The organism is Kibdelosporangium aridum (assembly GCF_900176515.1).
Lineage (GTDB): Bacteria > Actinomycetota > Actinomycetes > Mycobacteriales > Pseudonocardiaceae > Kibdelosporangium > Kibdelosporangium aridum.
Genome location: NZ_FWXV01000007.1, coordinates 377,943 through 394,676 on the forward strand (window position 1 = coordinate 377,943; position 16,734 = coordinate 394,676).

Here is a 16,734-nt window from a genome sequence, read left to right on the forward strand (position 1 = left end):
GCACATTGTGTCCTACAGCTGAACACTGTCCGTGCGGGAGGTTGAGGGCTATGGCTGGTAAGCACACCGAGAACGGAGACGTCGGAGCCGCGGTCGCTGTGGACGACCCCGCCAAAGTGCGCAATGTGGTCCTGGTGGGGCCGTCTGGTTCAGGAAAGACCACACTGACAGAAGCCCTGCTCACCGCGGCCGGAGTGCTGTCGCGCGCGGGGTCGGTCACCGAAGGGACCACCGTCTGCGACCACGACCCCGCGGCCGTTCGTCAGCAGCGGTCGGTTGGGTTGTCCGTCGCGCCGCTGATGTACGACGGCGTCAAGATCAACCTCATTGACACACCCGGGTACGCCGACTTCGTCGGGGAATTGCGGGCCGGGTTGCGGGCCGCGGACGCTGCTTTGTTCGTCGTCTGCGCGGCGGAAGGCGTTGACGCCGCGACCGTTGCGGTATGGGAAGAGTGCGCCGCTGTCGGAATGCCCCGTGCTGTGGTCGTCGCGCGGCTCGACCACCAACGCGCCGACGCCGAAAACGAGATCGCCGCGTGCCGCGAGGCGTTCGGCGCGGGCGTGCTCCCGTTGTACCTGCCCGCGAAGAACGGCCTGGTCGGGCTGATCACCCAACGGTTCTACGACTACTCCGACGGCTATCCGCCGAAGACGGGCGAGCCGGACCCGGCCGACCTCGACCGGATGACCGAGGCGCGCAACGAGCTGATCGAGGGAATCATCGCCGAGAGCGAGGACGAGACCCTGATGGACCGGTATCTCGCCGGTGAGGATCTCGACCAGGACACGCTCATCGAAGACTTGGAGAAAGCGGTCGCGCGCGGCTCGTTCCACCCGGTCATCCCGGTCTGTTCGACGTCTGGCGTCGGCCTGGCCGAGGTGCTCGAAGGCATCAAGCGCGCGTTCCCGTCGCCCTTGGAGCACATGCTGCCCGAGGTCACCGACCCGAACGGCAAGAACCGCGAGAAGTTGAAGGCTGATCCCGACGGTCCTCTCGCAGCCGAAGTCGTGCGCACCGCGGTCGACTCGTACGTCGGGCGAGTGTCGTTGGTACGCGTGTTCTCCGGAACGTTGCGCCCGGAGCGCCCGGTGCACGTGTCAGGTCACGGCATGTCCGAACGAGGGCACGAAGACCACGACGTTGACGAACGCGTGGCGCATATCTACTCGCCGCTCGGCGCGACTCTGCGCGAAGTGCCGTATTGCGTCGCCGGCGATCTGTGCGCGTTGACCAAGGTGGGTTCGGCGGAAACCGGCGACACAGTCTCCGCACCGGACCATCCGTTGCTGATGACGCCATGGAAGATGCCCGAACCGTTGCTGCCGGTCGCGGTCGTGGCCAAGACACGCAGCGACGAAGACACGATGGCGCGCAACCTCGCGAGGCTCGTGGCCGGTGACCCAACGCTTCGCTTGGAACGCAACGCCGAAACGCACCAGTTGGTGCTGTGGTGCATGGGTGAGGCGCACGCGGACGTCGTACTCGCGCGTTTGCGGTCGGGTGGCGCGGATGTGGACACCGAGCCGGTGAAGGTCGCGTTGCGTGAGACGTTCGCTGGTCCGGCGAAGGCGAAGGGCAGGCACGTCAAGCAGTCCGGTGGGCACGGCCAATACGCGGTCTGCGACATCATCGTCGAACCGTTGCCGCGTGGCTCCGGGTTCCAGTTCGTCGACAAGATCGTCGGCGGGGCGATCCCGAACCAGTTCATCCCGAGTGTGGAGAAGGGCATCCGGGCGCAGCTCGAGCGCGGCCTGCTGTCCGGCTACCCGGTGGTGGACATCAAGGTCACGTTGGTCGACGGCAAGGCGCACAGCGTGGACTCGTCGGACGCGGCGTTCCAGACCGCCGGGTCGATCGCGTTGAAGGAGGCCGCCGCCGCTGGTCAGATCACGTTGCTCGAACCGGTGGACACGGTGACCGTCCGGTTGCCCGACGAGCACTTGGGCACGGTGCTCGGCGATCTGTCCAGCCGTCGCGGACGTGTGCTGGGCACCGAGGCGGACACGTCACCGGGCTATTCGGTGATTCGCGCCGAAGTGCCGGCGACGCAACTGATCCGGTACGCGATCGATCTGCGGTCGCTCAGTTCCGGTTCGGCGACGTTCACCCGCGAGTTCAGCCGGTTCGACCCACTGCCACAGAACCTCGTGGCGAGCATGACCACCTAGCGGACGGACCTGGTCCGTCCGTCCCATTCGGACTCCAGCAGGGACGGCAGCAACTGGGCGAGCTGGACGGGATAAACGGTGTCGGTGGTGGCGCGCAGGTCGGCTGCGCTCCACCAGCGATGCTCGTCGATCGTGTCCAGCTCGATCTGGTTGAAGCCGGAGGTGTCCACAGTGGTCGTCGAGGCGGTCGCGACGAAGAACCACTCTTCGGCGTCGTAGCTGCGGCCGTCGAAGCTGAACACCGCGCGCCGCCGCCAGACGGGCCCGGTCAGCTGGTCGTCCGCCAGTTTGATGCCGGTCTCCTCAAACAGCTCCCGCAGCGCCGCGGCACGAATGTCCTCGTCCGGGTCGACCCCGCCGCCGACGGTGAACCAGAACGTGTCGTTCTCGTCGCTGGGGTTGCCGCCGTGGAACAGCAGCACGCGGCCTTCGTCGTCAAGCAACAGCACGCGTGCTGACGACCTGGGCACCGGTGCGACTTCGCCGCTCAGCTGCGGCTCGGCGATTTCGAAGTACTCCGGCTGCGGCGCGGTCCCGGCGAGTTTGAGCCAGCGGACCGTTCGCCGTCGGCGTTGCGCCAACGTGTCGCGGACGGCGTCGTTGTGCACGCGACGCGCGATGACGACGCGTTGTTCGGCGTCGACCAGTTCGGCGACGAGCGCCAACGGCAACTGGCTGCGGTCGACGGCGGCGAGTTCGCGGCTGAGTTCGTTCTCCGCCGCTTCACGGTCGTAACGCGCGGCGTTCTCAGCGTGGTCAGCGATTTCCCGTAGAGCGCCCGGCGCCGCTCCGGTCGCGGCGACCGCACGCGCGACAACCGCGCGGCGCGCAAGCGCGGCCTCCAACCCGGCCCACGCGGCATCGGATCGGATATGAAGTCGGTTTAGCCGGTTGGCCGTCGCCATCAGCCAGGCCACCAGGATCAGCACCAGCGGGACGACGATGAGCAGGACGGTCACAGCGCCTCACCAACCTGCCGTGGGTCGGCGGCGATCGCGGTCTCGTAGACGCGCAACACTTGACCGGCGACAACCGACCAGTCGAACGCAGCGGCGCGGCGCGATCCCTCGGAGGCCAACGTCGCGCGGCGCTCCGGGTCGAGGAGCAACCCGCGGAGCGCGCGAGCCAACGCAGTCGGATTTCCTACAGGATGTAGGACGCCAGCCGTCCCGTCATCGAGCACGCGCCGGAACGCATCAAGATCGCTGGCGACCACCGGAGTACCCGCGGCCATTGCCTCGAGCAGGATGATCCCGAAGCTCTCGCCGCCGGTGTTGGGTGCGCAGTAGACGTCGACGCTGCTCAACGCGCGCGCTTTGGTCTCGTCGTCGACTTGGCCGAGCAGGTCGAGCCGGTCAGCCAGCTCCGCACCAGCTTCGCGCCGCAAGTCGTCCGCATCCCCGCGGCCGACGACCAGAAGCCGCAAGTCAGGCACGTCGGTCAACAGTTGGCGCATCGCGGCGAGCAACACCGGCATGCCCTTGCGCGGTTCGGTGAACCGCCCGACGAACCCGATCGTCGGGCCCTTGCGTGGATATCCGTCCAAAGGTTTGGCGTCGGCGAAGAAATTGACGTCAACGCCGTTGGGGACTTGGACCGCGTCGCCGCCCAGGTGCTCGACTTGCACCCGGCGCGCCAAAGCGGACACCGCGATCCGCGCCGTGATCTTCTCCAGGAACGGCTGGAGCACCACTTGGAACGCGTTCAACACGCGCGATTTCGTCGTCGACGTGTGATACGTGGCGACGATCGGCCCCTCAGCGACCATCAACGCCAGCAAGGACAAACTCGGGGCGATCGGCTCGTGAAGGTGCAGAACGTCGAAGTCATGTTCCCGGATCCACCGTCGCACTCGCGCGTACGACACCGGGCCGAACGACAGCCGCGCCACCGAACCGTTGTACGGAATGGCGACCGCGCGACCGGCGGGCTGGACGAAGTCAGGTAACGGAGTCTCCTCGTCGGCGGGCGCGAGCACCGCGACCTCGTGACCCATCCCCCGCAACGCCCGGGCGAGGTCGACAACGTGGGCCTGCACTCCCCCAGGGACCTCGAAGGAGTACGGGCACACGACACCGATCCTCATTCGCCGAGCGCTTCCCTGCGTGCGTCCGAAAGGTCGGCGATCCACAGTTTCTGCAGCATGTGCCAGTCCGCCGGATGTTCGGCGATGTCTTTGGCGTACGCGTCGGCCAACGCTTGTGTCGCCGCCGGGACCTCGGCCCGTGACTCGACCAGTTGCGGCGAATGGATCTTCAAACCCCAGCCGTCGTCGATGAACAGGTTGTCGACGACCGCGAGCGTCGCGCCGGTGGTCGCCGCCAGACGGGCCGGCCCGGAAGGCATCCGGGTCTCCTCGCCGAAGAACGTGACCGGGATGCCGTTCTTGGTCAGGTCGCGGTCGGCGACCAGGCACACGATGCCGTTGTTCTTGAGCCGGTCGATCATGCCCCGGAACGGTCCGCTGCCGCCGCCGGTCAACGGAAGGACGTCAAACCCGAGCGAACGCCGGTAGGCAAGGAACCGTTCCCAGACGGATTCGGGCTTGAGTCGCTCGGCAACGGTCGTGAACTCGCCGTAGTTCTGCGCCAGCCAAATACCCGACACGTCGAAGTTGCCGGTGTGCGGCAACGCGAGCACCAGGCCCTTGCCGCGCTCCAGCGCCGCTTCGACCACGTCACGTCCGACGACGACTTCGCTGACCTGCCGGGCGATCGCCCGATGGTCCATCGTCGGCAGCCGGAAGACTTCTTTCCAGTACCGCGAGTACGACCGGAGGCCTTGGCGGACGAGGTCGTCCAGCTCCTTCGAAGTCGCCCCAGGCACGACACGGGTCAGGTTGCGGCGCAACTGCCGGGCACCGGAGCCGTTGCGCAGCGCGGCCACATCGGCTCCCGCCTGGAACGCCGGGCGCGCGACAAACTCCGGCAGGACTTTGACCAAGCCCCATCCAGCGCCGTACGCGGCGTCGACCAGCCGTTCCTTCACGCGATCTCCTCCTGCGCCGCCTGCCACACCGCGACCAACCGCTGGATCACCGTGACCACGGACAGCACCGCGAGACCCCACAACGCGACATGCAGGGCGTACGGCACTCCTAGTCCGAACAGCCCGGTACCTACCAGTGTGATGATCAGACGCTCGGCGCGCTCGACAATGCCGACATCCGCGTGCAGTCCGGACGCCTCAGCCCTGGCCTTGACGTACGAGATGACCTGTCCGCTGACCAGACAGATCAGCGCGGCGGCACCCAGCGTGTAGTTCTGCGCGACGGCCAGGCAGTACCAGGCGACGGCGGCGCTGAGCGCGCCGTCGGCGATCCGGTCACAGCTGGAATCCAGCACGCCGCCGAACTTGGTACCTTTGCCTTTGGCCCGTGCCATAGCGCCGTCCAGCAGGTCCAGCATGGCGAAACCCCACACCACGAACGTGCCGGCGACCAGCTCGCCACGGGGAAAGAACCACAACGCACCGGCGACCGCGCCGACGGTGCCGATGACAGTCATCGCGTTAGGCGTCAGTCCGAGCCGGACAAGCCATGCGCCAATCGGATCGGTCACGCGCGAGACCGAAGCACGGGCGAAGATGTTCAGCATGAGGTCTCGGCGGGCACCCTGATCGACTCGGTTAGCGGCAACCGCAGCCTAACCGCTGACCCGGCCGGTCAGTACTCGGCCTGCAGCTCGACCTTGGCCTTGTCACACTGCGGGGTGAGACCGGCCTGGATCGCCGCGGTGATCTGGTCCAGCTGCTCGAGCTGTTCGGGCGTCAGCACATCGAACAGGTGCTCGCGGACCGCCGTGACGTGCCCTGGCGCCGCCTTCTCCAGAACTTTGAAGCCCTCGTCGGTCAACTCGGCGAACTGACCGCGCTTGTCGCTTTCACACGCGCGCCTGCGAACCCAGCCCGCTTCTTCCAACCGGGACACCGCGTGCGAAAGACGGCTACGAGACGAACGACACATCGCGGCGAGCTCGCTCATGCGCAGCGAACGGCCGGGCATCTCGGAGAGCACTGCGAGGATCTCGAAATACGCCAGCGGCATGCCCGAGTCGCGCTGCATCTGCCGGTCAAGGTGTTCCATGAAGGACCCGGTCGCCCCTAGGAAGCCACGCCAGATCATCTGTTCGCGGGCGTCGAGCCACCGGACCTCTGTCATGACTCCATCGTACCCCATGGTTGAACTCTAAACTAAATCGCGCTAGGGTCTGGTTGAAGATTCAACGAGCCCACGAAAAGGATAGACATGAGCACCCCAACCATCAACATCCCTGGCTACAAGACCGGCACCTGGGCGATCGACCCGATCCACTCGGACGTCTCGTTCATCGTCCGCCACCTGGGTGTCTCGAAGGTTCGTGGCCAGTTCAACACATTCTCCGGCGAGATCGTCACCGCCGAGAACCCGCTGCAGTCCACCGTGACCGCGACCATCGACGCCGGCTCCTTCCACACCCGCCAGGAGCAGCGCGACAACCACGTGAAGTCCGAGGACTTCCTGCACGTGGACGACCACCCCGAGATCAAGTTCGTGTCCACCGGCGTGCGCCAGAACGGTGAGGACTTCCTGGTGGACGGCGACCTGACCATCCGCGGCGTCACCAAGCCGGTCACCCTCGAGCTGGAGATCAACGGCTTCGGCCAGGGCCCGGACGGCAGCCCGCTGGTGGGCATCTCAGCTACTACGGAGATCAGCCGCAAGGACTTCGGCGTGCACGGCGGCGCGGCAGGCGCCATGGTCGGCGACAAGATCCAGATCGCCCTTGAGGTCGAGGCTGGCCTGAAGTCCGAGTGACTATGTGAAAACCCGGCTAATTGCGTGCCAACGCAAGTAGACCCGCCCGCTCTTGTGCCCCCGACACCTCCGATCGGGGGCACAGGCGTGCCAGCCGCAGCGCGAACTATCCGGCAGACCGCCATCAGCCCTGGGAAATTCAATAGCGCATTCACCGGAGCACGTGTTGGCGCAAGCCGCGGATCACGGCGAGACCACGCTGACCGTCACCGACATGGACCGGTCAGTGTCCGCCCGCAGACAAACGTGGCCTTGGGGACAACCCGAAGAAGATGATCTACAGCGCACCGGGAATGTCAGACCCCTTGAGTACGCTGGATTCCGGGGGCCGGAGGCCGCCCCGCAGGGCAGTCATGTGCAGAGGCTGGGCCCCGGAGATCACCGAACCGGAGCCGGATTCTCAGCGCTCAACGGGAAAACACACGCGCCACAGTAGACGGTCAGGTCGTCTTCCAAGCGTCCGCAAGCAGCTGACGGGTTTCGGCGAGCAGCTGCGGCAGGACCTTCGTGTGGCCGATCACCGGCATGAAGTTCGCGTCACCGCCCCACCGGGGCACCAGATGCTGATGCAGATGCGCCGCGATCCCCGCACCGGCGATCACACCCTGGTTCATACCGATGTTGAACCCGTGCGGCGACGCGACCGTCCGGCCGACGCGCATGGCCTGCTGCGTGAACTCGGCGAGCTCCAGGGTTTCCTCAACCGTCAGGTCCGTGTAGTCCGCGACATGCCGATAAGGCACGACCATCAGATGCCCTGGGTTGTACGGGTAGAGGTTCAGCAGCGCGTACACCAGCTCGCCGCGGGCGATGATCAGCGCGTCGACGTCGTCGAGTTCGACGACGCGGCAGAACGGGCAACCCTCGGACTGGTCGTGGTCCGGCTTGTTCTCGCCCTTGATGTACGCCATCCGGTGCGGAGTCCAGAGGCGTTGCAGGGCGTCGGGCTCGCCGACGCCCTGCTGCTCGACCAGTTCAGGATCGCTCACAGCGTCGCCTGGACCGATTCGGCCGTCGGCGAGCTGTTCTCACGCCGCTCGATCCACGCGGTGATCGTGTCGACCGCTCGATCGACTGGGACGCCGTTGATCTGGGTGCCGTCGCGGAACCGGAACGACACCGCGCCCGCCTCGACGTCCTTGCCGCCCGCGAGCAGCATGAACGGCACCTTCTGCATGGTGTGGTTACGGATCTTCTTCTGCATGCGGTCGTCGGAGAAGTCCAGCTCCACCCGCACACCGCGCGCCTTCAACGCCTTCGACACCTGCTGCAGGTGCTCCGCGTGCTCGTCGGCGATCGGGATACCGACCACCTGCACGGGCGCGAGCCACGCCGGGAACGCACCAGCGTAGTGCTCGGTGAGCACGCCGAAGAAGCGCTCGATCGACCCGAACAGCGCGCGGTGGATCATCACCGGGCGCTGGCGTGAGCCGTCCGCCGCGGTGTACTCCAGCTCGAAGCGCTCCGGCAGGTTGAAGTCCAGCTGGATGGTCGACATCTGCCAGGTGCGGCCGAGCGCGTCCTTGGCCTGCACCGAGATCTTCGGGCCGTAGAACGCCGCGCCACCCGGGTCGGGAATCAGCTCGAGGCCGGATTCCTCCGCCACGGACCGCAGTGTCTCGGTCGCCTGCTCCCAGATCTCGTCCGAGCCGACGTACTTCTCGTCGTTCTTTGTGGACAGTTCGAGGTAGAAGTCGTCGAGACCGTAGTCGCGCAACAGGTTCAGCACGAAGGTCAGCAGCGACTTGAGCTCGTCGCGGACCTGCTCGGGGGTGCAGAAGATGTGCGCGTCGTCCTGCGTCATGCCGCGCACCCGGGTCAGGCCGTGGACCACGCCGGACTTCTCGTACCGGTAGACCGAGCCGAACTCGAACATCCGCAGCGGCAGCTCGCGGTACGACCGCCCGCGCGACCGGAAGATCAGGTCGTGGAACGGGCAGTTCATCGGCTTGAGGTAGTAGTCCTGCCCCGGCTTGCGGACCGTGCCGTCCTCGTTGAGCTCCGCGTCCAGGTGCATCGCCGGGTACATGCCGTCGCGGTACCAGTCCAGGTGCCCGGAGACCTCGAACAGCGTGCCCTTGGTGATGTGCGGCGAGTAGACGAACTCGTAGTCCTCTTCCTCGTGCCGACGCCGCGAGTAGTCCTCCATCGCCTTGCGGATCACGCCGCCCTTGGGGTGGAACACCGCCAGGCCGGAGCCGATCTCGTCGGGGAAGCTGAACAGGTCGAGCTCGTTGCCGAGTTTGCGGTGGTCGCGCTTCTCCGCCTCCGCGAGCATCTCCAGGTAGTGGTCCTGGGCTTCCTGGGATTCCCACGCGGTGCCGTAGATCCGCTGCAGCTGCGGGTTCTTCTCGCTGCCACGCCAGTACGCGGCGGCCGACCGGGTCAGCTTGAAGGCCGGGATGTACTTCGTGGTCGGCACGTGCGGGCCGCGGCACAGGTCGCCCCAGACCTTGTCACCCGAGCGCGGGTCGAGGTTGTCGTAGATCGTCAGCTCGCCGCCGCCGACCTCCATCACCTCGCTAGTGTCCACATCGGATTTGATGTCCACCAGTTCCAGCTTGTACGGCTCGGCTTTCAGCTCGTCCTTGGCCGCGTCGATCGACTCGACGACACGCCGGGAGAACCGCTGCGCACCCTTGATGATCTGCTTCATGCGCTTCTCCAGCGCCTGCAGGTCCTCCTGGGTGAAGGGCTTCTCCACGTCGAAGTCGTAGTAGAAACCATCCTTGATGAACGGGCCGATGCCGAGCTTGGCGTCCGGGAACATCTGCTGGACGGCCTGGGCGAGCACGTGCGCGGTCGAATGCCGGATGACCGAACGGCCGTCCTCGGTGCTCGCCGCGACCGCCTCGACCTCGACATCCGCGTCCGGCGCCCATGACAGGTCGCGCAGCTTGCCTTCCGGGTCGCGGACAACCACGATGGCGTCCGGGCCTTTGGTCGGCAGCTCTGCCTCCCGCACGGCGGTGCTCGCCGTAGTCCCTGCCGGTACCACCACGCGCTGGGCGGGTGCGGCCTGGACGGCGGGAGACTGGGACACGGTATTGCTCCTTCACGACGGTTTTCGGTGTGGGTTGGCATCGTATCGAGTGGCCGACCAGCCGGTTCTGCCCTGGGTCGCCCCTGGCTGTTACCGATTCGACAGCCTTCGCACAGCTAACGCACAGTAACCCGGGTGAACCTGGAGACGTCATCGATTTTTCGCACGTGACGGGGAGCTACCAGTGTCCGATCAACCCAATGACCCACGACCACAGGCTCAGCCCAAGGACCAGGACGCGCAGCCCGAAGCTCCCGCCCAGGCCACCACTCCGCTGAACCAGCCAGAGCCCGAGAAGCCCGCTGAACAGGCTGCCGCTGCGCAGACCACACCGCCACAGGCCGAGCAGACCGACGAGACTTCGGCCCACGGCGCCGAAGCGCCGCCGCCTCCGCCGACTCCTACGCCGCCGGTCGCTACACGGACACCGGGAGGATTCGGCCGGTTCGTCCGACACCGCGCCACGCAACTGGTCGCAGCAGGCCTTGTCGGCTTGGTGGTCGGCGGCGGCGTGGTCGCCCTGATCGACCGGGACGGTCCGCGCGGCCGTGACTACTACGGCTATCACGGGCAGTTCGACCGCGGCCCGCGCGGCAACGGCCCGTACTGGGAGCAGCGTCCGTATCGCGATTTCCGGGACGGTCCACGCGCTCCTCGCCAGGCACCACAACCGCCGACGGCTCCGAGCACGCCAAGCACGCCGCCAACCACCGGATGACCTACATCAGATAGGAAATACGACCGGCGGTCGCGCCTCGCTGATCACTGCTGACAGCGGCCCTGCAGCACCACCATCGCCGACTGATCCGCCAGCGCCTGAACGACTGAAGCAACTGACTCGCGGACGTCTGACGAGAGGAGACCGGCTCGCCGACGTCTGAACCACTAAGAAGACTGACTCGCCAGCGCCAGAACCGTCTCAGGATCGGATAGGAAATCTGATGCCGGAACGGGTCAGGGTGCGAGCATCGTCTTCATCTGGGCGATCTCCTTCTCCTGCGTGACGATCACGTCCTGGGCCATCTCCTCGACGAAGACGTCCGCGCCGGTCTGCAGCACGTCGGTCGCCATGGACAGCGCGCCTTCGTGATGCTTGGTCATCAACTGCACGAACAACTTGTCGAACTCCGGACCGCTCGCCGCGCGCAACGCGGCGAGCTGTTCGGGTGTCGCCATACCCATCATCTGCTCGTGACCTTCGTGCGCGGCGGGGCCGCCGCCGTTCTTGGACAACCAGGCCTCCATCGACTTGATGTCGGGGCCTTGGGTGTCGGCGATCCGGCTGGCGAACGACTTCAGCGTCGGGTTCGCGCCGCGCTGGGGCACCAGGCTGGTCATCTCCAGAGCCTGCTGGTGGTGCTTGATCATCATCCGGATGTAGCGGAAGTCCGCGTCGTTCGGCTGGTTGCGTGGCAGGTCGGCGGGGGTTTGGCCGGGTGCCAACGTCTTCGCGGCCTCTCCCGGTTTGCCCGGAACGATCACCCCGGGCGACTCCTCCGAGTGCTGGTCTGGCTCGGTGGTACACCCGGCGACCACCAGAAGTGTCGCAGCCAAGCCAATACCCCAGATACGCCTCACGGTGTGTCACCGTACAACAGACCAGTCGGGCTGGTTTCCTACTTTCGGATGCTTTCCGCAGCTAAATGTTGGCGGAATACTGTCGGCACCCGGCGTTTCCTGTGCGTCGGGCGAGAGGAGCCTGACATGGGGGCGAAAGGTAGATCGCTCGCGCTGCTCGGAGCCGCGGCGGTGGCACTACCGATGATCATCAGCACGCCCGCAGCGGCTGCTGACCAGAGCGGCATCCCCGGCATCGACGAGGTCCGGCACAGCTGGAACATCCGACAGCTGGCCAGCGTGCCGAAGCAAGCGCCGTTCAACGTCCCTGAAGCGTTGAACACCGACCTGGCGTTCAGTGGCGACAAGGCGATTGTCGGCAACTACAACGGGTTCACCATCTACGACATCCGCAACCCACGGAAGCCGAAGCTGATCAGCCAGGTGTCCTGCCCGGGTGGTCAGAACGACGTCTCGGTCTCCGGCAACCTCGTCTTCCTGTCCACGGACTCGTCACGCAGCGACAACTCGTGCAACAGCGTGTCGAAGCCTGCGTCCGAGAAGGACGCGTGGGAAGGCATCAAGATCTTCGACATCAGCGACGCCCGCGCGCCGAAGTACGTCGCGGCGGTGGAGACGAACTGCGGTTCGCACACCCACACGCTGGTGCCGGACAACAAGTCCAAGGACCTGTACCTGTACGTCTCGTCGTACGGTCCGCGTGCGGAGTTCCCCGACTGCTCACCGCCGCACGACCTGATCTCGATCATCAAGGTGCCGGCGAAGAACCCGGCCGCGGCGGCCATCGTGGCCAAGCCGGTGCTCTTCCCGGACGGCGGTAACCCCGGTGTCGGCGGCACGTTCCCCGACAAGATCGTCTCGGCGACCTCGGGCTGCCACGACATCACCGTGTACCCCTCGAAGGATCTCGCGGCCGGTGCCTGCATGGGTGACGGCATCCTGTTCGACATCAAGAACCGCGAGAAGCCGCGCGTGATCAACCAGGTGCGGGACAACGAACACTTCGCGTTCTGGCACTCGGCGACGTTCAACAACGAGGGCACGAAGGTCGTGTTCACCGACGAGCTCGGTGGCGGCGGGCGCGCGACCTGCAACGAGCAGATCGGCCCGGAGCGCGGTGCGGACGGCGTCTACGACATCACCGGTCGTGGCGACAACCGCAAGCTGGAGTTCCGAAGCTACTTCAAGATCCCGCGGCCCAACGCGGAGTCCGAGGTGTGCGTCGCGCACAACGGCTCGCTGATCCCGGTGCTCGGCAAGGACATCATGGTCCAGGCCTGGTACCAGGGCGGGATCTCGGTGTGGGACTTCACCGACTCGGCACGGCCGAAGGAGATCGGCTACTGGGAACGCGGCCCGGTCTCCAACACGCTGACCACCGCTGGTCCGTGGTCGACGTACTACTACAACGGGCACATCTACTCGTCGGACATCGAGAAGGGCTTCGAGGTCCTCGAGATCATCGATCCCCGGGTGATCTCCGCGAAGTTCGTGAAGATGAAGGAGCTCAACGCCCAGACGCAGACCCGCTTCTGGTGATCTGACTTCTTCACGCTGAAGCCGGTGCGACCCGTCGCACCGGCTTCAGCCGTTTGCGGGCCCGACCCCTAAGGGCGAGGTCGCGTTTTCCAGGGGCAGTGCCGGATGTCCGAATCGCCGCGAGTCCGTAACGTGCTGCGCGTGAACCTGATCGAGACCGAGTCACTGGAGAAGCGGTACGGCGGCACGGTCACCGCGCTTGCCGACCTCACGGTGACCATTGAGCCGGGCATCGTGGGGCTGGTCGGCGCCAACGGCGCGGGCAAGAGCACGCTGATCAAACTGTCGCTGGGGTTGCTCGAACCGACCGGCGGGAAGATCCGGGTACTGGGGTTGGACCCGCTCACCGACGGCGACGCGATCCGTGCACGGGTGGGTTACATGCCCGAGCACGACTGTCTTCCGCCCGACATGTCCGCCGCCGAGTTCGTCACGCACATGGGACGCGTCAGCGGCCTTCCACCCGCCGCGGCACGCGAGCGGGCGTCGGAGACGTTGCGGCATGTCGGCTTGTACGAGGAGCGCTATCGCCAGATCGGCGGTTACTCGACCGGCATGAAGCAACGGGTCAAACTCGCCCAAGCGCTTGTGCACGATCCCGAGTTGCTGTTGCTGGACGAGCCGACGAACGGGCTCGACCCGGAGGGCCGCAGGGCGATGCTCACCCTGGTGCACCGGATCGGCAGCGAGTTCGGCATCTCCGTGGTGGTCTGCTCGCACCTGCTCGGCGAGATCGAGCGGATCTGCACGTCGCTGGTGGCCATCGAGAGCGGCAGGCTGCTGCGTTCGGCGACGCTGTCGTCGATGACGCAGCACAGCGACATCCTGATGATCGAAGTCGACGACGGCGAGGATGCGCTGACCGACCGGTTGGTAGGCGACGGGCTCGCGGTGCGACGCAAGGACCGCGTGCTGATGGTGACGCTCAACGGCGACACCACGTTCGACACGATCCGCGACGCGGTCGCGGACCTAGACCTGTCATTGCACCGTCTTGAGCAGCACCGTCACCAGGTCGCCGACCTGTTCCGGGAGGAGGTCAGCCATGCCTGAATCGGGTGTCATACACGATATTGGATATCAACGATACGAAGGCCCGCGGCTGAGCCGCCGGTATTCCGCGTGGTCGATCTACGTGCACAGCCTGCGCAGCGCGTTCGGCCTCGGCCGCACCGCGAAGGCGAAGATCCTGCCCTTGGGGATGTTCACGGTCGCGTGCATGGCGTCGCTGATCATCGTCGTGGTCAGCAGCCAGTTGCCCGAGCCCGTGCTGACGTACGTCGGGCTGGTGTCGACGTTCTCGTACGGAATCACCGCGTTCGCCGCGATCGTCGCGCCCGAACTGGTGTCGCGCGATCTGCGCAACAGCCTCCTGCCGCTGTACTTCTCCCGGCCGCCGCACCGGACGCATTACGCGCTCGCCAAGTTCGGCGCGCTGATCTCGGCCGTCTTCATCATGTACGCAGGCCCTCTGTTGATCATGTTCGTCGGGTTGGCGTTCGGTTCCGGCGGTCTTGGCGAGGTGTTCAGCGAACTCGGAGACCTCATACCCGGCGTGGTGGTGGCCTTGATCCACGCGATCGTGGTCGCGGCGATCGCGCTGCCGCTGGCCTCGCTGACCGGCAGGCGCGTGTTCGCAACTGGCCTGATCATCGCCGTTTTCCTGCTCAGCGCACCGGTATCCGGGGCGTTGCAGTCGTTCAGCTCGGGTGACGCGGCGTACCTGGCCGGCTTGATCAACCCGGTGAACCTGCTGAACGGCGTGGACGAGTGGCTGTTCGGCACAACCGAAAACCTCACGCTGATCGGACCGTACGGCCCCATCTACGGCGTGGCGGCGCTGCTGCTCACCGTGCTGGGTACCGCAGCGCTGATGTGGCGTTACGAGAAGGTGAAAGCATGACCGCCACCGCTATCGAACCAGGGACGACGACCAAGATGGCCACAGTAGAACTGACCGGGGTGTCGCACTGGTACGGCAACGTCGTCGCGGTCAACGACGTCACCCTGACAATCGGCCCAGGCGTCACCGGCCTGCTCGGCCCGAACGGCGCGGGCAAGACAACTGTGCTGCACATGATGGCCGGTTTCCTCCCACCGTCGCAGGGAACAGTGACTGTCGGCGGACGCCCGTCCTGGCGTAACCCCGACGTCTACAAGGAACTCGGGTTGGTCACCGAACGCGAAAGCGTGCCCGGTTACCTGACCGCGCAGGAGTTCGTCTACGCCAGCGCGAAGCTGCACGGCCTGCGAGACCCAGGGGCCGCGACCGCCAAAGCCCTTGGCATCGTCGAGATGAACGACGCCAAAGACCGCCGCATCTCCACGTACTCCAAAGGCATGCGGCAGCGCACGCGAGTCGCCGCGTCGCTCGTGCACGACCCTTCGGTGCTGCTGTTGGACGAGCCGTTCAATGGAATGGACCCACGCCAGCGGCTGCACATGATGGACCTGCTGCACACCATGGCGGGCGAGGGCCGCACGATCCTGTTCAGCTCGCACATCCTGGAAGAGGTCGAACAGCTTTCCGGGACCGTGCAGGTGATCGTCGCAGGCAGGCTGGCGGCGTCCGGCGACTACCGGCACATCCGACGGCTGATGACCAACCGGCCGCACGTGTTCACCATCCAGTCGTCCGACGACCGCGGGCTGGCGGCGGCGCTGATGGAGCTCAAGTCGGTGTCCGGAGTGGAGCTTGAGCCCTCCGGCCTGCACGTCCGCGCGAACGACTACGGAACCTTCACCCGCGCGCTGACAAAGGTCGCGCGGGACAAGGACATCCGGTTGACCGCGGTGCTGCCGTCCGACGAGTCCCTGGAAAACGTCTTCTCCTACCTGGTGGCGTCATGAACCTCACGATCGCCGGTCTGACCGCACGGGCCCTGCTGGGCAGGCGGCGGATCCTGTTGCTGTTGCCGATGCCCGCGTTGCTGATCGGCCTGACCCTGATCGCCAACAGTTCGCCCGCGTCGCCGGACGAATGGGGACCGATCGTGCTGGGCCAGCTCGGCCTCGGCGTGATCCTGCCGCTGACCGCGTTGATCGTCGGCAGCAGCGTGCTCGGCCTGGAGATCGAAGACGGGACGATCACGCACATCCTGGCCAAACCGTTGCCTCGCAGCGAGATCATCGTGGCGAAGCTCGTGGTGGCGTGGGCGGTCACAGCGGTGACCACGGCACTGCCGCTCGGCATCGCCGGCATGATCACGGACTCAGGCGCCACCGGCGTCGGCCTCGCGGTGGGCGCGGCGGTGGGCGCGCTGGCGTACACCGCGTTCTTCCTGGCATTGAGCCTGATGTCGCGCCGGCCGGTCGCGATCGGCCTGATCTACATCATGCTGTGGGAAAACCTGCTGGTGCAGTTCGTTTCCGGCGCGCGGACGCTGAGCATCCAGCAGTACTCGGTGACGCTCGCCGACGGCCTGGCGGGCAACACGGAGCTGCTCAACTCCAACTTGTCCACCGTGACGGCATCGATCCTGGCCGCCGCGTTCATCGCGATCGGCACGGTCGTCGCCACGCAGCGGCTTCGTTCCTTCGCTCTGACGGGCGAGACCAGCTGAAATCCGGGGGTTATCCCCCACCAGGAGACCGGATGGCATCGAGCC

At 66.1% G+C, this 16,734-nt stretch carries 16 protein-coding genes; 8 read left to right on the forward strand and 8 right to left on the reverse strand.

The genetic code is table 11. The annotated features are described in order from the left end of the window. Window positions 1–50 precede the first annotated feature (50 nt). Window positions 51–2,171 carry an elongation factor G-like protein EF-G2 gene (locus B9C43_RS35270; protein WP_084431049.1) on the forward strand — a complete coding sequence of 707 codons (2,121 nt, stop codon included), beginning with the start codon at window positions 51–53 and terminating at the stop codon, window positions 2,169–2,171. On the opposite strand, the gene B9C43_RS35275 is transcribed toward B9C43_RS35270, so the two are convergent. From B9C43_RS35275 to B9C43_RS35295, 5 genes are all read right to left on the reverse strand, one after another. Next, window positions 2,168–3,130, reverse strand: coding sequence for an NUDIX hydrolase (locus tag B9C43_RS35275; protein ID WP_235039040.1), 963 nt, complete (start codon window positions 3,128–3,130; stop codon window positions 2,168–2,170). The two genes, B9C43_RS35270 and B9C43_RS35275, sit on opposite strands and share 4 nt — an antisense overlap. Beyond that, window positions 3,127–4,257, reverse strand: a complete 1,131-nt coding sequence (locus B9C43_RS35280; RefSeq protein WP_084431050.1) for a glycosyltransferase family 4 protein — start codon at window positions 4,255–4,257, stop codon at window positions 3,127–3,129. The genes B9C43_RS35275 and B9C43_RS35280 overlap by 4 nt, the downstream gene beginning before the upstream one ends. Then, window positions 4,254–5,159, reverse strand: coding sequence for a phosphatidylinositol mannoside acyltransferase (locus B9C43_RS35285; RefSeq protein ID WP_084431051.1), 906 nt, complete (start codon window positions 5,157–5,159; stop codon window positions 4,254–4,256). Before B9C43_RS35285 ends, B9C43_RS35280 begins: the two co-directional genes overlap by 4 nt. Beyond that, on the reverse strand, window positions 5,156–5,767 hold the full coding sequence (pgsA, locus tag B9C43_RS35290) for a phosphatidylinositol phosphate synthase (protein ID WP_084431052.1): 612 nt from the start codon (window positions 5,765–5,767) through the stop codon (window positions 5,156–5,158). Before pgsA ends, B9C43_RS35285 begins: the two co-directional genes overlap by 4 nt. Window positions 5,768–5,835: 68 nt before the next feature. After that, a complete protein-coding gene (locus B9C43_RS35295; protein WP_033380002.1) occupies window positions 5,836–6,330 on the reverse strand; it encodes a MarR family winged helix-turn-helix transcriptional regulator in 495 nt (164 codons plus the stop codon). 87 nt (window positions 6,331–6,417) lie between these two features. Here B9C43_RS35295 and B9C43_RS35300 point away from each other — a divergent pair, with 87 nt between their 5' ends. Beyond that, window positions 6,418–6,966, forward strand: a complete 549-nt coding sequence (locus B9C43_RS35300; RefSeq protein WP_084431053.1) for a YceI family protein — start codon at window positions 6,418–6,420, stop codon at window positions 6,964–6,966. A 440-nt stretch (window positions 6,967–7,406) separates the two neighbouring features. Here B9C43_RS35300 and B9C43_RS35305 read toward each other — a convergent pair whose 3' ends face one another. Further along, on the reverse strand, window positions 7,407–7,955 hold the full coding sequence (locus tag B9C43_RS35305; RefSeq protein WP_084431054.1) for an HIT family protein: 549 nt from the start codon (window positions 7,953–7,955) through the stop codon (window positions 7,407–7,409). Then, window positions 7,952–9,967, reverse strand: a complete 2,016-nt coding sequence (gene thrS / locus B9C43_RS35310; protein ID WP_084431212.1) for a threonine--tRNA ligase — start codon at window positions 9,965–9,967, stop codon at window positions 7,952–7,954. The genes B9C43_RS35305 and thrS overlap by 4 nt, the downstream gene beginning before the upstream one ends. Before the next feature lie 226 nt (window positions 9,968–10,193). On the opposite strand from thrS, the gene B9C43_RS35315 reads away from it, so the two are divergent. Beyond that, complete coding sequence (locus tag B9C43_RS35315; protein WP_084431055.1) at window positions 10,194–10,727, forward strand: hypothetical protein; 534 nt, start codon at window positions 10,194–10,196, stop codon at window positions 10,725–10,727. 236 nt (window positions 10,728–10,963) lie between these two features. Here B9C43_RS35315 and B9C43_RS35320 read toward each other — a convergent pair whose 3' ends face one another. Next, window positions 10,964–11,587 (reverse strand): DUF305 domain-containing protein, encoded by a 624-nt coding sequence (locus B9C43_RS35320; RefSeq protein WP_084431056.1) that lies wholly within the window; start codon window positions 11,585–11,587, stop codon window positions 10,964–10,966. A 126-nt stretch (window positions 11,588–11,713) separates the two neighbouring features. Here B9C43_RS35320 and B9C43_RS35325 point away from each other — a divergent pair, with 126 nt between their 5' ends. From B9C43_RS35325 to B9C43_RS35345, 5 genes are all read left to right on the forward strand, one after another. Then, window positions 11,714–13,126, forward strand: coding sequence for an LVIVD repeat-containing protein (locus B9C43_RS35325; protein ID WP_033380006.1), 1,413 nt, complete (start codon window positions 11,714–11,716; stop codon window positions 13,124–13,126). Window positions 13,127–13,231: 105 nt separating this feature from the next. Then, entirely contained in the window at window positions 13,232–14,179 is a 948-nt protein-coding gene (locus B9C43_RS35330) for an ABC transporter ATP-binding protein (protein WP_200825824.1), read from the forward strand. Beyond that, window positions 14,172–15,029, forward strand: a complete 858-nt coding sequence (locus B9C43_RS35335; protein ID WP_084431057.1) for an ABC transporter permease — start codon at window positions 14,172–14,174, stop codon at window positions 15,027–15,029. The genes B9C43_RS35330 and B9C43_RS35335 overlap by 8 nt, the downstream gene beginning before the upstream one ends. After that, window positions 15,026–15,976 (forward strand): ABC transporter ATP-binding protein, encoded by a 951-nt coding sequence (locus B9C43_RS35340; protein ID WP_084431058.1) that lies wholly within the window; start codon window positions 15,026–15,028, stop codon window positions 15,974–15,976. The genes B9C43_RS35335 and B9C43_RS35340 overlap by 4 nt, the downstream gene beginning before the upstream one ends. After that, entirely contained in the window at window positions 15,973–16,689 is a 717-nt protein-coding gene (locus tag B9C43_RS35345; protein WP_084431059.1) for an ABC transporter permease subunit, read from the forward strand. Before B9C43_RS35340 ends, B9C43_RS35345 begins: the two co-directional genes overlap by 4 nt. Window positions 16,690–16,734 lie beyond the last annotated feature (45 nt).

Bases quoted from the DNA above. Each gene is read 5' to 3' on its own strand.
- B9C43_RS35330 (WP_200825824.1), top strand. From the start codon at position 13,232: ATGTCCGAATCGCCGCGAGTCCGTAACGTGCTGCGCGTGAACCTGATC.
- B9C43_RS35300 (WP_084431053.1), top strand. From the start codon at position 6,418: ATGAGCACCCCAACCATCAACATCCCTGGCTACAAGACCGGCACCTGG.
- B9C43_RS35295 (WP_033380002.1), bottom strand. From the start codon at position 6,330: ATGACAGAGGTCCGGTGGCTCGACGCCCGCGAACAGATGATCTGGCGT.
- B9C43_RS35325 (WP_033380006.1), top strand. From the start codon at position 11,714: ATGGGGGCGAAAGGTAGATCGCTCGCGCTGCTCGGAGCCGCGGCGGTG.
- B9C43_RS35345 (WP_084431059.1), top strand. From the start codon at position 15,973: ATGAACCTCACGATCGCCGGTCTGACCGCACGGGCCCTGCTGGGCAGG.
- B9C43_RS35280 (WP_084431050.1), bottom strand. From the start codon at position 4,257: ATGAGGATCGGTGTCGTGTGCCCGTACTCCTTCGAGGTCCCTGGGGGA.
- B9C43_RS35270 (WP_084431049.1), top strand. From the start codon at position 51: ATGGCTGGTAAGCACACCGAGAACGGAGACGTCGGAGCCGCGGTCGCT.
- B9C43_RS35335 (WP_084431057.1), top strand. From the start codon at position 14,172: ATGCCTGAATCGGGTGTCATACACGATATTGGATATCAACGATACGAA.
- B9C43_RS35340 (WP_084431058.1), top strand. From the start codon at position 15,026: ATGACCGCCACCGCTATCGAACCAGGGACGACGACCAAGATGGCCACA.
- pgsA (WP_084431052.1), bottom strand. From the start codon at position 5,767: ATGCTGAACATCTTCGCCCGTGCTTCGGTCTCGCGCGTGACCGATCCG.